This window comes from Pseudomonas sp. 32A, assembly GCF_052682255.1.
The window spans coordinates 7,027,231-7,040,856 of record NZ_JBQYLY010000001.1 but is presented as its reverse complement, the minus strand read 5'-3'; the positions used below and the strand labels follow the sequence as shown (position 1 = coordinate 7,040,856).

The following is a 13,626-nucleotide window of genomic DNA, read 5'->3' as shown; positions in this document are numbered from 1 at the left end:
GCAGGCTAGCACGTTGTTGTCAGTTCGCCTTCGGGCCCCGGTTTTCCCCCAGGATTCGCGCCGCATCCCGTGCCGGTGGCAGGCCGAATACCCGGGCGTAATCGCGGCTGAACTGGGTGGCGCTTTCATAGCCGACTTCGAAGGCGGCGCTGGTGACGTTTTTGGCGCTGGCCACCATCAACGTGCGGGCCTGCAGCAAGCGCACGCGTTTTTGGTACTGCAACGGGCTCAGGTTGGTGACGGCCTTGAAGTGGCGGTGGAAGGCCGACACGCTCATCGCGGCTTTCTGCGCCAGGGCTTCTACCCGGATCGGTTCGGCGAAGTCCCGGCGAATCCATTGGATGGCCTGGCTCACCCGGGCCATGGCGGTGTCCGGCGCGGCGATTTCACGCAGCATCCAGCCGTGGGGCCCTTGCAGTACACGGTAGAGAATCTCGCGCTCGTAAACCGGCGCGAGGGCGGCGATCGCCTCGGGGTTGCCCATCAGCCGCAGCATGCGCAGCCAGGCGTCCATCAGTTCGGGGGTGACGGCGGCCACGGAAAAACCGGCATTGTGGTCGTAGCGCCCGGCAGGTTCGGGCAAGTCGCTCAGCAGCGTCGCGAGCACCGTCGGGTCCAGTGTCAGGTTGACCGCCAGGTAGGGTTCACCGGTCGCCGCCGGGTGCACGGTGCCCACGGCGGGCAGCTCGATGGACATCACGAAATACGTCGCCGGGTCGTACCGCAGGGTGCGGTCGCCCACGGTCATGGATTTGCTGCCCTGCAGGATCAGGTTGATCATCGGGTCATACACGGCGGCCAGCATATGCTCGGGAATCGCGCCCTGGACCATGGCCACCCGCGGGATACCCGTTTCAGTGCGGCGGTTTTCGGCCTTGGCGGCCAAGGCACGCAGTTCGATCAGTTGTGTGTTCATGCCGGGCATGCTGAGCGCCCAGGTGGGCCCAGTGCAAGCAAAAAGCAGAAACAGGCAGGTTTCGAGCAGGAACCGCTGCGCCGGCGCAGGCGCGCAGGCCTACTGTGGTGACTCATTTGAGCAAGCAGTGGAGCCACACATGGGCGTTATCCTTATCACCGGCGGCAGCCGTGGCATTGGTGCCAGCACTGCAGAGTTGTGTGCCCGGCAAGGCATGGGCGTGATCCTGACCTACAACAGCCATCCAGAGGCCGCACACGCCGTAGTGCAGAAGATTGAGGTTGCAGGCGGCAAGGCGCTCGCGCTGCCCTTGGATGTGGCTGACGTCGGCGCCTTCGAGGGTTTTGCCGAGGCGGTAAAACGGGCGCTATCGGCGACCTGGGGCGTAAGTGGCTTGAGTGGGCTGGTGAATAATGCCGGTTATGGCCTGTTCAATCCCCTGGAATCGGTCACCGAGGCCCAGTTCGACGGCCTGCTGAATGTGCACCTCAAAGGGCCGTTTTTCCTGACTCAAACCCTGTTGCCGCTGCTGCAAGCCCATGCCTGCATCGTCAACCTCACCAGCGCCACGACCCGTGTGGCCACCGCCGGCGTAGCACCTTATGCAGCCTTCAAGGGCGCGATGGATGTACTGACCCGTTACATGGCCAAGGAGTTTGGCGAGCGGCAGATCCGTGCGAATGCCGTCTCTCCGGGAGCCATCCGCACCGAACTGGGCGGCGGGCTCAATGACGAGTTCGAAGCGCTGCTGGCTTCCCAAACGGCCCTCGGCCGAGTGGGCGAGCCTGAGGACGTGGCGCGCGTGATCGCCATGTTGCTGTCTGAAGAAGGCCGCTGGATCAATGCCCAGACGATCGAGGTCGCGGGCGGTTACATCATCTGAAAAGCGAGGCTACAGCATGCTGGATCATGTCTTTTTGTCGGTCAGCGACGTTCAACGCTCTATCGATTTCTACCAGGCGGCACTCACCCCGCTGGGCATCACCACGCGCCACGACTACGACGGCAAGGACGGCCCACCCGGCCATCCGGACCTCAAAGGGTTTGGCGCCAACGGGCGGATCTTCTTCTGGTTGCGCGAGGGCGTGGTTGAGGGCAGGGCGGTGCACGTGGGGTTTGTCGCCGGCAGCCGGGTCGAGGTCGATGCGGCCTACTTGGCGGCCATCAATGCAGGGGCTGTCGACAACGGCGCACCGGGCGCACGTTTGCACTATGACCCGAACTACTACGCCGCCAATGTGCTGGACCCCGACGGCTACAGCCTGGAATTTGTCTACAAGAACTGGCAGCACGTCCAATGAAAACCTTAATGATCTACGGTGCCACGGGCTACACCGGGCGCATGGCGGCCGAAAACGCTCAGGCACAAGGGCTGGACCTGGTGATTGCCGGGCGCAATCGCCAACGCCTGGAACCGCTGGCTGCGCAACTGGGTGTGCCGTACCGAGTATTCACCCCGGACACCCTGGGAACGGACGCTCTGGAGGGTATCGACGTGCTGTTGAACTTCGCGGGGCCGTTTGCGCAGACGGCGGGCGCGCTGATGCAGGCATGTATCGCAGCAGGTGTCGACTACCTGGACATCACCGCCGAAATCAACGTTTACCGCTTGGCAGAGCAACTGGGCGCGCGGGCAACTGAGGCGGGCGTCATGCTGTTGCCCGGGGTGGGCTGGGACGTGGTGCCGACGGATTGCCTGGCGATGCAGGTGGCGAGTCGTGTGCAGAACCCGCAGTCGCTCAAAGTAGCCTTGCAGGTGCCTGGCTCCATGTCCCGGGGCTCGGCCTTGAGCGTGGGTGAAATCATCGGCGCGGGGATCCTGGCGCGGGTGGACGGGCAGCTCATCGCCACCCCGGATGCACAACCGTATTCCATGGATTTTGGCGATGGCCCGGTACTGTGTGCGCCGCTGTCCTTTGGTGATTTGGTGACGGCGTGGCATTCCACGGGCATCCCGAATATCGCCATGTTCGTGCACATCAGCGGTGATGCGTTTCCCGAAGGTGACCTGTCACAACTGCCCGACGGCCCCAGCCTTCAACAGCGTGAGGCCCATCGTGCCCGGGCAGTGGCAGAAGTCACAGGCGCCGATGGCCGGGTAGTGCGCGCGGTGATTGAGACCGTTAACGGCTACACCTACACCCCCTTGGCGGCGGTGGAAGCGGCACGCCGGGTGTTGGCCGGTGAACGCCAACCGGGGTTCGCAACGCCGGGGCAACTGTTGGGTAGGGAGTTTGCCGAATCGATCGCGGGTACCACGATTATTGACGTGTAAGCCAATCACCGGACCCTCGTCACCCGCCAGGCACCTTGAACCTGGCGGCATCACGCCCCGGCGGCAAGCCAAATAGCCGGGCATATTCGCGGCTGAACTGTGAGGCGCTTTCATACCCGACGCTGAATGCAATCGAGGCCGCATCCTGGGTGTCGAACAGCAGCAACCAGCGTGCTCTTAGCAGGCGCAGGCGTTTCTGGTACTGAATCGGGGTCATGGCCGTAATGGCTTTGAAGTGCCGATAGAACGCCGCGACGCTCATGTCGGACATGGCTGCCAATGGCTCAACGCGAAAGGGTTGATTGAAGTGCTGGCGAATCCACTCGGTCGCGCGGCGGATCTGCGCCAGGCGGCCATCGGGGCGGGCCATGTCCAGTAACGTTGCCCGTAGCGGGCCCTGCAAGACCCGAAACAGAATCTCCCGCTCGATCATCGGCGCCAATACGGCAACTTCGTTGGGCCTGTCCATCAGCCGCAGCATGCGCAGCCAGGCATCAATCAGCTCGGCGGGTGCAGGCACGGCGGCAAAGCAACTGTCGGTGGTGCGCTCGCCGGTCGCGATCTCGTCGGCCAATAGCGTGGCGATCACGTTGTGGTCCAGGGTCAGGCTCAGAGCCAGATAAGGCAGCCCCGGGGCACAAGGGTGAATCTGGCCGGTGGCGGGCACCTCGACGGGCACCACGAAATAGCTGGCGGGCCCGTAGGTTTGCTCCTGGTCGCCTATCCACAAGGTCTTCGAACCTTGCAGCACCAGGTGCAACATCGGCTGGTAGACCTGATCGGCACAGGCTTCGGCCCGCACCATCGTCACGCGCGGCAAGCCGGTGTCGGTCCATTGGTTGCCAGCACGCATGACGAGGCTGCGCAGTTCATCGAGTTGATTGTTCATGGCGTTGAACATGAGGCACGCCGCCGGACAACGCAAGCCAGGCGAGAAGAATAGGCAAGCACGGGAGAAGAACCGGCAACCGCTGCACCCGCTGCGGCCTGAATACTGTCGGCAAGCGGTATCACTTAACCTTTGGAAGGTCACACCATGAAGCTCGACGGAAAAATCGCAGTGGTTACCGGCGCCTCAAAAGGCATCGGCGCAGGAATTGCCAAGGCACTGGGCGCAGCGGGGGCTACGGTGGTGGTCAACTATTCCACCAGCAAGGCCGACGCCGACGCGGTGGTTGCGCAGATCCAGGCCAAGGGTGGCAGCGCCATGAGCGTGCGGGCTGACATGAGCCAGGCAGTCGACGTGACGCAGCTGTTCGACACGGTCAGAAGCGAATATGGCCGCCTGGACATCCTGGTCAATAATGCCGGTGTCGCGGTGTTCCAGATGATCGAGGACTTGACCGAAGAGGCGTTTCATCGCCAGTTCAACCTCAATGTGCTGGGTTATCTCCTGGCTGCTCGGGAAGCCGTCAAGTTGTTTGGCCAAGGAGGCAGCATCATTAATATCAGCTCGATCCTCAGCACCGATCCCTACCTGGCCTCCAGCGTCTACTCGGCGACCAAAGGCGCGGTGGATACGCTGACCTTCGCTTTGGCGCGTGAGCTGGGGCCGAAGGGGATCCGGGTCAATTCGATCCTGCCGGGGCATACAAACACGCCTGCCACCGACGGGCATTTTGCCGGTGAGTTTGGCCAGCAGCTTATTGCGGGCACGCCGCTGGGGCGTTTTGGCGAGCCGGATGATATCGCGCCGGTTGCGGTGTTCCTGGCGTCCGACGACGCCCATTGGGTCACCGGCGAATCCCTTCGCGCTTCGGGCGGGGTGCGTGGCGTGGGTTACTGATCAACGCAGGGCGGATCAGGCGGCCTGCGGCTGCATCCGCCATTCACCTTCCACATCCTTGACCAGCCCACTGGCCAGGAACAGCGGTGCCACGCGTTTGTGCAGCTGCGGCTCGACAAACTCTTTCACCGTGTCCAGTGCCAGCGCGCCACTCAGCGGCAGCTCGGCCTTGGTGTAGGACAGCCAGGCCTTTTTCAGCATCAGCAGCACGTCGCTGCCGGCGGTGGAGGCGAAGCGGCGGTGGGTTTTTTTGCCGTCGAAATCGAAGGTGTGCTGGAACTCGTAACCGGCCTCGTTACCTTCGCTGGCAACGCAGCGGATGCAGGTGCAGGGGCCATCGCCGAAGGCGCTGCGCAGGTAGTTGTTGAAGTCCACCACGGGCTTGAGTGACAGGCGCTTGTCCACTTCGAACAGGTCGCCGGTCATTTTTTCGTCAGAGTTCAAGGTCGATTTCCTCGCAGCGGCTTTTTCAAGGGCGGCACCATACCAGCCGAAAGCGTCGGCGGGCAGTGTTTTTCGTATATCCATAGATCCCGATATTCTTTTTCGCCCCGTACGTGGGTCGCTACGCTCGCAACCCTTCTCAACATCGCGGCAGCGTTCTCATGATAATAAAACGACCCACCCTGACGCTCCTGGCAGCCGCCAGTGCGCTCCTCAGCCTTGGTGCACACGCCGAAGGCAAAATCAGCATCGCCCAGCAGTTCGGCATTGGCTACTTGATCCTCGACGTGGTGCGCGACCAGAACCTGATCGAAAAGCACGGCAAGGAACAGGGCCTGGACATCAAGGTGGAGTGGAACAGCATTTCCGGCGCCACCGCGATGAACGAGTCGTTGCTGGCCGGCGCGCTGGACGTGGTCTCGGCGGGTGTGCCGCCGATGCTGACGCTGTGGGACCGCACCAAGGGCAAGCAGAACGTCAAGGCTATCGCCTCGCTGGGGTCGATGCCCAACTACCTGCTGACCAACAACCCGGACGTGAAGACCCTCAAGGACTTCAGCGAAAAAGACCGCATCGCCGTGCCGGCGGCGGGCGTGGGCTTCCAGTCGCGCACCTTGCAGATTGAAACCGCCAAGCAATTCGGCGATGCCAACTACAAGAAGTTCGACGACATCTCCATCAGCCTGGCGCACCCGGATGCTACTGCCGCGTTGATTGCCGGCGGCTCGGAGATCAACGCGCACTTTTCCAGCCCGCCGTTCCAGTACCAGGAATTGTTGAATCCCAAGGTGCACAAGGTGCTGAGTTCCTACGATATCCTCGGCGGCCCGGCCACGTTCAACGTGCTGTACACCACCGAGAAATTCCACGACGAAAATCCCAAGACCTACAAGGCGTTCTACGACGCGTTGGCCGAGGCGGAGACGATTATCAAGGCTGACAAACCGGCAGCGGCCCAGGCCTATATCCGTGTCGAGCAGTCGAAGCTGCCGCTGGCGCTGGTGGAGAAGATTGTCCAGGACCCGGAAATCGACTTCACCATCGTGCCGCAGCGTACCTATATTTATGCGGAGAAATTGCAGGCGTTGGGAGTGTTGAAGAACAAGGCGGGGAGCTGGAAGGATTACTTCTTTGAGGAAGCTCATGGCGGCAATGGGAGCTGAAACAGCACCCGAGATGCAAAACCGCTAATGTCCCAGCGGTTTTTGACAGGGTAATCATCCGGTTATGCCGTGCATGCTTATTCGCATATGTAATCAGCTTGTCGGGAATGGAGGGAGGGGTCGGTTGTCTTGAAAAACAGGCCGACCTCCGCCTTTATCCAGTTCTTGAAGATGTTTATCTTCCAATCGTCCGCTTGTTCCTGGGTGCTCACCAGGTAATAAGCCTCCTCGGTTTGCGATGAGGCCTCAAGGACCGGCACCACCAATCCCGCCTCAATGGCAGGGCGCGCATACACATCACTGACCAGTGCCAAACCCTGGCCCGCTATGGCTGCTTCGATCAGCAGGTGGTCATCGGTAAAGCTGGAGCCGCGCCGTGAACGGTTATCCTCGACGCCGTAAGTCTTGAGCCACAGCTTCCAGTTCGAACGACTGGCGTCCTGAAGCAGCGGGTAGCACAGGCAGTCGGCAGGTGCCTTTCAAAACCCATGGGCTCACCCTGCGAGTGGAGAAGTTCACTCGATGGTGTTTCCGGGAGGGTTGATTGACAACGCAGAATTATTCAATTCTGGATTAAGGAGGACTAAATCCAGGGCAGGGCGCAGGCAGCGCAACTGCCTGGCCGGAGGAGGGGTCAAAAGGCGGTTTTGCCGAATGGGCGCGCGGTCGAACCGTGATAAAACGACAGGATTGCCAGTGTTTGTACAACCACGGCAGCCACCACGAGGGCGATGATTGCCTGGCCGGGTTCGGAAAAGCTTGAGCGAATCAGGCCGAAGGACGCCGGGGCAAAAGCATAGGTGGCTTGACTGATCGCCACCATTAACGCGATCACCCTGGCGGTTTGTTCGCGACTGAATTCGGTCTGTGCGATCAGCGGCGGCAGGGAGGTGGCGTTGCCGATGCCTGAACCGATCAGCAGCACCGCCACCCAGGCCACTGCCGGGTGACTGTCCAGGCCAAGCAGCATCAGCGTCCCGAGCATCTGGATGGCGTAGCCCAGGCAGGCCAGTTGACGGCGGTCGATGCCCTGGGTCATCAGCCGTGCGGCGAGGTAACGACCGCCCATTGCGCTGGCGGTGGCAAGGCCCATGGCGAATGAGGCGTTATGGGCGCCCATGCGTCCCACCAGGATCGAATACAGGTGCGCGATCAAGCCGATCTGCGCGAACAGCCCCAACGACATTCCGGCGGCCAGGGTACGGAACTTCGCTGACTTGAGGGTCTGTGCGGCAGTCCAGGGCGCCACGCTGGCGCTGGTTGCGATGGGTTCCGGCAGTGCTGCATTGTCGGGATGCTGGCCCAGGCTCTGCGGGCTTTTGTTGAAGACCAGAAAGGCGAAGCTGCCCATCAGCGCCACTGCGGTGAGGGTGATCACCAGCGCCGCCGTGCCAAAGCCAAAACGCTCAATCAAAAACACCCACAAGGGCGAGAAGATTACCCCGCCCAGGCTGGCACCGTTGTATGCCTTGCCCAGAGCCTTGGGCCGCTCATTGATATACCAAGGGGCGATCAGTGTATTGACGGCGGCGGCACCCAGCGTGACCCAGCCGATGCCCGAGCAGATGGCGCCGGCATACAACACCCATAGCTGGTTGGCCTGAGCCCAGATATTTACCCCGACTCCCAATACGATGCTGCCCAGCAACGTAATGGCAGGCACGCCGAAGCGGGCATAAATCCGCGGCAGGTTGGCAATGACCAGTGTGCCGCTGAGAAAGTGCAGGGTGACGGCTGCCGATACCTGGGCGATCGGCCAGCCAGTACGCTCCATGACCGCTTGCATGTAAATGGGCGGCCCGTAAAAACCTATGCCCCAGCCGACCACTGCCAGGATGAACGTACAGGTCAATACGGTTTGTCCAAAAAAACGGGTGCTCTTCATCGCCATCTCCTCCATGTTGGCTCATAGGTTATGCTTGCGGTGTACGTTTCACTTCGAGGAGCATCGAACAATGGATGTTGAGCAATCCGAATTGCGCCTGGCCAATGTCGCCTCGGCGATTGCCGATCCTGCCAGGGCGCGCATGTTGTGCTGCTTGCTGGATGGCCGGGCTCGTACGGCCACCGAGTTGGCTGTGGTCGCGCAGAAGAGTCCTTCCACGGCGTCCAGCCATTTTCAGAAACTGCTGGACCAAGGGCTGGTGACGTTGGTTTCCCAAGGGAAGCATCGCTACTTTCAGCTCGCAAGTGCCGATGTCGCCAAGGCACTGGAAGGGCTGTTGTCCATTACCTCATTTGAGGTGCCGGCGTTCAAGCCTTCCACGCCTTGCCATCTGCGCCATGCCCGCACCTGCTACGACCATCTGGCCGGGGAAGTGGGTGTCATGCTGCACGATGCCTTGCTGGTGGGCGAGTGGATGTGCCAAGAGCAGGGCGACTATGGGCTGACCCCCAAGGGCATTGAGCACCTGACCCGAATCGGCATGGACCTCACTCCCGACACCCAGGCGCGGCGCCGGTTTGCCTTTCCCTGTCTGGACTGGAGCCAGCGCTGCGCCCATGTAGGTGGCACCCTCGGCGCAGTGCTGCTGGGCCATATGGTGCAAGACAAGTGGCTCGTGCGTGCCCTGGATTCGCGTGCGTTGACAGTCACTGCCAAAGGCCGCAAGCGCCTGGCGAGCGCCTTTGATATCCAGTGGGAGGGCTGACTGGGTTTAGTTTTTTTCACGCCTGGGTTTAACGCAAATCGATTTTCATCAGGGCGGCAGCGGTCATGATACCCGTCGGAGGACGACATCATGATGATGACCCTGAAGCAACAGCAACGCTTTGTGGACCGACTGGCGAAGCTGCGAAAGACCTTGCATGGCATTCCCGAATTGGCCTACCAGGAAACGCAAACCGGCGACACTGTCTGTGCAGAGTTGGACGCGTTGGGCATCCCGTATATTCGCGGGATCGCCAGGACCGGCGTCGTTGGCGTGATCACCAAAGGCACGGCAGGCCCCTGCATTGCCATTCGTGCCGACATGGACGCTTTGCCCATCGCTGAACAAAATACGTTTGGCCATGTATCACGGCACCCGGGCTGCATGCATGCTTGCGGTCATGACGGCCATATGGCGATGCTGTTGGGCGCCGCCGAGCTGATCAGCCGCCATGTCGATTTCAACGGTACCGTGTGCCTTGTCTTTCAGCCTGCCGAGGAGGGACACGCCGGTGCCAAAGCCATGCTCGATGATGGCCGGCTGTTCACCCTTCCATGCGGACACCTGATACCAGCGGAAGACCCTGAGGGCCTGGCGAAGATCGTTTGCCTGTTCGTCAGCGGAAGAACTCTCCCGGTGTGCTATCCAATTGCTGCCGAAAAGCGCTGATGAATGCCGAAGTGGACTCGTAACCACAGGCCAATGCCACATCGGTCACCCGTTCACCTTGCTCCAGCGCGGGCAGGGCACTCAACAGTCGCAGGCGCTGGCGCCACGCGCGGAAGGTCAGGCCGGTGTCGCTCAGGAACAGCCGGCTGAGGGTTTTCTCGCTGACCGCCAGTTTCTGGCTCCATTGCCCCAGGGTGGTCTGCTGCTCGGGGTGCAGGTTCAGGCTGCGGTAAATCTGGCGCAAGCGGCTGTCAGCGGGCAGCGGCAACATCAGGTCGACCTGGGGCGCGGCGGCCAACTGGTCCAGCACCACTTGGGCCAGCCGTCCATCCGGGCCGTCCTCGGCATATTCCACCGGCAACTCGCTGAAGCTGCGGATCAACTCCCGCAACAGGCTGCTCACCGCCAGCACCTGGCAGCGCTCAGCCGCCCAGCCGGTGACGCTGCAATCCAGGTACAAGCTGCGCATCTCGGTATGGGGCGAACTGAACACCCGGTGCGGCATGCCGGCCGGGATCCATACGGCCCGCTGGGGCGGCGCGACGAAGCGGCCGACACTGGTCTGGATCTCCAGCACCCCGGATATCGCGTAGGACAACTGCACCCACGGGTGGCTGTGGCGGCGGGTCAGTGCGCGGTTGGGCAGGGATTCGGTGCGGCCATACACCGGCCTCGGCAGGCTGGAAAGCCCGGGCACGCTGCGGCGCACGGTTTTTTCATGTCCTTTAGGCGGCATTTACTGGCTCATTGGCGTTAGTCGGTAACAAGCCGTTACGTTAGAGTCGCGATGATGCTCTTGGCAACCCCTGGAAGATTGGCTTATGACCCGCCCACGCTTTTTACCTGACAACTTCACCCTGACCCTGGTGGCCACGGTGATCCTCGCGTCCCTGCTGCCGGCCAGCGGCCAGACCGCCGTGGCCTTTGGCTGGGTGACCAACCTGGCCATCGCGTTGCTGTTTTTTCTGCATGGCGCCAAGCTGTCGCGTCAGGCCATCGTCGCCGGTGCCGGGCATTGGCGCCTGCACCTGCTGGTGTTCAGCCTGACCTTCGTGCTGTTTCCGCTGCTGGGCCTGGCGCTCAAGCCGGTGTTGTCACCGCTGATCGGCAAAGACCTGTACATGGGCATGCTCTATCTGTGTGCATTGCCCGCCACCGTGCAGTCGGCGATTGCCTTTACTTCCCTGGCCCGGGGCAACATCCCGGCGGCGATCTGCAGCGCGGCGGCGTCGAGCCTGTTCGGGATCTTCCTGACGCCGTTGCTGGTGACCTTGCTGCTCAACGTGCATGGCGATGGCGGTTCCACCGTCGATGCGATCCTGAAAATCAGTGTGCGACTGCTGCTACCGTTCATCGCCGGGCAAATCGCCCGTCGCTGGATCGGCGAGTGGGTGGGGCGTAATAAGTCGTGGCTGAAGTTCGTCGACCAGGGTTCGATCCTGCTGGTGGTCTACGGCGCGTTCAGCGAAGCGGTCAACGAAGGCATCTGGCACCAGATTCCGTTGTGGGAACTGGGCGGCCTGGTGGTGGCCTGCTGTGTGTTGCTGGCCCTGGTGCTGGTGGCGTCCACGGTGCTGGGCAAGGCGTTTGGTTTCAGCCAGGAAGACCGGATCACCATCCTGTTCTGCGGCTCGAAGAAAAGCCTGGCCACGGGTGTGCCGATGGCCCAGGTGCTGTTTGCCGGGGCGAGTATGGGCGTGTTGATTTTGCCGCTGATGCTGTTTCACCAGATCCAGTTGATGGTCTGCGCGGCGCTGGCCCAGCGGTATGCCAAGCGTCCGGAATCGATTCCCGAGCTGATGGGGCAAGTCGATCCCTGAATCGTCGTGTTACTATTTTTTGCGCGCGGCTCAAGGCCCGGCATCGGGCCGGCTTGATCTGCGCGCAAACGAGTACGACGACCTGTCAATGAGCATTTCCGCCGCAACACCTCAAGCCAACTGGCAACCGGTCTTCGCTCTCGCGTTGGCCGCTTTTGTGTTCAATACCACCGAATTTGTGCCGGTCGGCCTGCTGAGTGCCATCGGCGCGAGCTTCGACATGCCCATCGCCAGCGTCGGCCTGATGCTGACCATCTATGCCTGGATCGTGTCCCTGACCTCGCTGCCGGTGATGCTGCTGACCCGCAACGTCGAGCGGCGCAAGCTGTTGATCGTGCTGTTCGGCATGTTTATCGCCAGCCATATCCTGTCCAGCGTGGCCACCAGCTTTGGCATCCTGATGCTCAGCCGGGTCGGCATTGCGCTGTCCCATGCGTTGTTCTGGTCGATTACCGCCTCCCTCGCGGTGCGCCTGGCGCCGGAAGGCAAGCAAGTGCAGGCCCTCGGCTTGCTGGCTACCGGTACGTCGCTGGCGATGGTGCTGGGCATTCCGCTGGGCCGCCTGCTGGGCGAAGCCATGGGTTGGCGCACCACCTTCCTGGTGATCGGCGGGTTTGCCGCCGGGCTGGTGTTCTGGCTGGCGCGCACCTTACCGCTGCTGCCGAGCCAGAACTCCGGCTCGTTGCGCAGCCTGCCACTGCTGTTCAAACGCCCGGCGCTGGTGGCGCTGTACGTGCTGACGGCGATGGTGGTGACGGCGCAGTTCACGGCCTACAGCTATGTTGAACCGTTCGTTGAAGGCGTTGCCGGCATGAGCGGCAACACCGTGACCCTGATCCTGCTGGTGTTCGGCGGCGCGGGCATCATTGGTTCGTTGTTGTTCAGCCTGGTGCACCGCTTTAACCCGCATCGGTTCCTGATCAGCGCGGTGACCATCCTGGCGCTGTGCCTGGCGTTGTTGTTGCCGTTGAGTGGCGAGGTGTCGTACCTGGTGACCCTGAGTGTGTTCTGGGGCATGGCCATCATGGGCTTTGGCCTGGCGCTGCAATCGAAGGTACTGGTGCTGGCGCCGGATGCGACGGACGTGGCGATGGCGATGTTTTCCGGGATCTACAACATCGGTATTGGTGGTGGGGCGTTGATGGGCAGTTGGGTGGGCAGCCACTTTGGTTTCGCCTGGATTGGTGCGGCGGGCGGGTTGTTGGCGGCAGTGGCGTTGATTGGGTATTGCCTGGCGATTTATCGGTTTGGGCAGGGTGTGGCTCGCGGCCCTCTGTAGGCGCGACATTCTTAATGCAGTGGTTTTTTCTAGGGATTTAATATGAAAGCAGGGTTGCTGATCGCTGTTTTATTGATGCTGGGTGGTTGCGTCACCAATCAGTTGCACTTCGCTTCTTATACCTCTGACGCGCAGTTGGCCAGCATTAAGAACAGCGCTGTTCAGTCGGATATTGTCGGGGTCTCAGGCTACGAGCGTTGTGGGCCCTGCACTGAGCGAAGCAAGATTGTATGGCATGCCGCGAACCACGAAATCGTCAGCCTCTACGAGGGGATGGCCAATGTTCCTGTCGATGATTGGGTTGGCTTTACCAAGCGGGCTATAGGGTCTGATTCGGCATCGTCCATTAAAACCCGGGTCGAGATTGATCGGGTTTTCGTAAAAACCTGGAGTGATCCCGAATACTATGCAACTGATGTAGAACTTTCGGTCTATATCGGCGGTGTCAAATATGCCGGGCATTCACGAATCAAGATAAAAGGCGCAGGCCAGACGCTTATTCAGCGGGATAAAGTGGCTTTCAATTCAGCTACCCTCGATGCCGTCAGTGTGGGATTGAAGGCAGCTTATCTGGATGCATTTGCAAAGTTTAAAACCTCAACTCACTGATTGGCGCCGCTTAC

At 61.3% G+C, this 13,626-nt stretch carries 16 protein-coding genes; 10 read left to right on the top strand and 6 right to left on the bottom strand.

Annotated elements, in window-relative coordinates; genetic code table 11:
* Positions 1-19 precede the first annotated feature (19 nt).
* A complete protein-coding gene (locus ACUN0G_RS32140) occupies positions 20-916 on the bottom strand; it encodes an AraC family transcriptional regulator N-terminal domain-containing protein (RefSeq protein WP_445575369.1) in 897 nt (298 codons plus the stop codon).
* 139 nt (positions 917-1,055) lie between these two features.
* On the opposite strand from ACUN0G_RS32140, the gene ACUN0G_RS32135 reads away from it, so the two are divergent.
* Genes ACUN0G_RS32135 through ACUN0G_RS32125 form a run of 3 tightly spaced genes read left to right on the top strand, consistent with a single transcriptional unit; the run spans position 1,056 to position 3,191 of the window.
* A complete protein-coding gene (locus ACUN0G_RS32135; protein ID WP_445575368.1) occupies positions 1,056-1,799 on the top strand; it encodes an SDR family NAD(P)-dependent oxidoreductase in 744 nt (247 codons plus the stop codon).
* Between the two features lie 16 nt (positions 1,800-1,815).
* On the top strand, positions 1,816-2,217 hold the full coding sequence (locus ACUN0G_RS32130; protein WP_421524482.1) for a VOC family protein: 402 nt from the start codon (positions 1,816-1,818) through the stop codon (positions 2,215-2,217).
* Entirely contained in the window at positions 2,214-3,191 is a 978-nt protein-coding gene (locus ACUN0G_RS32125; protein WP_445575367.1) for a saccharopine dehydrogenase family protein, read from the top strand. Before ACUN0G_RS32130 ends, ACUN0G_RS32125 begins: the two co-directional genes overlap by 4 nt.
* A gap of 19 nt (positions 3,192-3,210) precedes the next feature.
* On the opposite strand, the gene ACUN0G_RS32120 is transcribed toward ACUN0G_RS32125, so the two are convergent.
* Positions 3,211-4,080, bottom strand: a complete 870-nt coding sequence (locus ACUN0G_RS32120) for an AraC family transcriptional regulator (protein WP_421552523.1) — start codon at positions 4,078-4,080, stop codon at positions 3,211-3,213.
* Between the two features lie 147 nt (positions 4,081-4,227).
* Here ACUN0G_RS32120 and ACUN0G_RS32115 point away from each other — a divergent pair, with 147 nt between their 5' ends.
* Positions 4,228-4,977: an SDR family NAD(P)-dependent oxidoreductase gene (locus tag ACUN0G_RS32115; protein WP_445575366.1), complete on the top strand. Its 750-nt coding sequence runs from the start codon at positions 4,228-4,230 to the stop codon at positions 4,975-4,977.
* 15 nt (positions 4,978-4,992) lie between these two features.
* Here ACUN0G_RS32115 and ACUN0G_RS32110 read toward each other — a convergent pair whose 3' ends face one another.
* Positions 4,993-5,421 (bottom strand): hypothetical protein, encoded by a 429-nt coding sequence (locus tag ACUN0G_RS32110; RefSeq protein WP_258345043.1) that lies wholly within the window; start codon positions 5,419-5,421, stop codon positions 4,993-4,995.
* Positions 5,422-5,582: 161 nt separating this feature from the next.
* Here ACUN0G_RS32110 and ACUN0G_RS32105 point away from each other — a divergent pair, with 161 nt between their 5' ends.
* Complete coding sequence (locus ACUN0G_RS32105; RefSeq protein WP_421524487.1) at positions 5,583-6,584, top strand: ABC transporter substrate-binding protein; 1,002 nt, start codon at positions 5,583-5,585, stop codon at positions 6,582-6,584.
* 77 nt (positions 6,585-6,661) lie between these two features.
* On the opposite strand, the gene ACUN0G_RS32100 is transcribed toward ACUN0G_RS32105, so the two are convergent.
* Positions 6,662-7,045 carry a LysR substrate-binding domain-containing protein gene (locus tag ACUN0G_RS32100; RefSeq protein WP_421524537.1) on the bottom strand — a complete coding sequence of 128 codons (384 nt, stop codon included), beginning with the start codon at positions 7,043-7,045 and terminating at the stop codon, positions 6,662-6,664.
* Positions 7,046-7,218: 173 nt separating this feature from the next.
* Positions 7,219-8,469, bottom strand: a complete 1,251-nt coding sequence (locus tag ACUN0G_RS32095) for an MFS transporter (protein WP_445575365.1) — start codon at positions 8,467-8,469, stop codon at positions 7,219-7,221.
* A 70-nt stretch (positions 8,470-8,539) separates the two neighbouring features.
* On the opposite strand from ACUN0G_RS32095, the gene ACUN0G_RS32090 reads away from it, so the two are divergent.
* Both ACUN0G_RS32090 and ACUN0G_RS32085 read left to right on the top strand, forming a co-directional pair.
* Positions 8,540-9,235 (top strand): ArsR/SmtB family transcription factor, encoded by a 696-nt coding sequence (locus tag ACUN0G_RS32090; RefSeq protein ID WP_445575364.1) that lies wholly within the window; start codon positions 8,540-8,542, stop codon positions 9,233-9,235.
* Positions 9,236-9,325: 90 nt separating this feature from the next.
* Entirely contained in the window at positions 9,326-9,904 is a 579-nt protein-coding gene (locus tag ACUN0G_RS32085) for a M20/M25/M40 family metallo-hydrolase (RefSeq protein ID WP_445575363.1), read from the top strand.
* Here ACUN0G_RS32085 and ACUN0G_RS32080 read toward each other — a convergent pair.
* Complete coding sequence (locus ACUN0G_RS32080; protein WP_421524491.1) at positions 9,852-10,640, bottom strand: AraC family transcriptional regulator; 789 nt, start codon at positions 10,638-10,640, stop codon at positions 9,852-9,854. The two genes, ACUN0G_RS32085 and ACUN0G_RS32080, sit on opposite strands and share 53 nt — an antisense overlap.
* 85 nt (positions 10,641-10,725) lie before the next feature.
* Here ACUN0G_RS32080 and ACUN0G_RS32075 point away from each other — a divergent pair, with 85 nt between their 5' ends.
* The 3 genes from ACUN0G_RS32075 to ACUN0G_RS32065 all read left to right on the top strand — a co-directional run bounded on the left by ACUN0G_RS32075 (position 10,726) and on the right by ACUN0G_RS32065 (position 13,612).
* Positions 10,726-11,724 carry a bile acid:sodium symporter family protein gene (locus tag ACUN0G_RS32075; RefSeq protein WP_445575362.1) on the top strand — a complete coding sequence of 333 codons (999 nt, stop codon included), beginning with the start codon at positions 10,726-10,728 and terminating at the stop codon, positions 11,722-11,724.
* Positions 11,725-11,812: 88 nt separating this feature from the next.
* On the top strand, positions 11,813-13,003 hold the full coding sequence (locus tag ACUN0G_RS32070) for a sugar transporter (protein ID WP_445575361.1): 1,191 nt from the start codon (positions 11,813-11,815) through the stop codon (positions 13,001-13,003).
* 42 nt (positions 13,004-13,045) lie between these two features.
* Positions 13,046-13,612, top strand: a complete 567-nt coding sequence (locus tag ACUN0G_RS32065) for a hypothetical protein (RefSeq protein WP_445575360.1) — start codon at positions 13,046-13,048, stop codon at positions 13,610-13,612.
* The last annotated feature ends 14 nt before the right edge of the window (positions 13,613-13,626 follow it).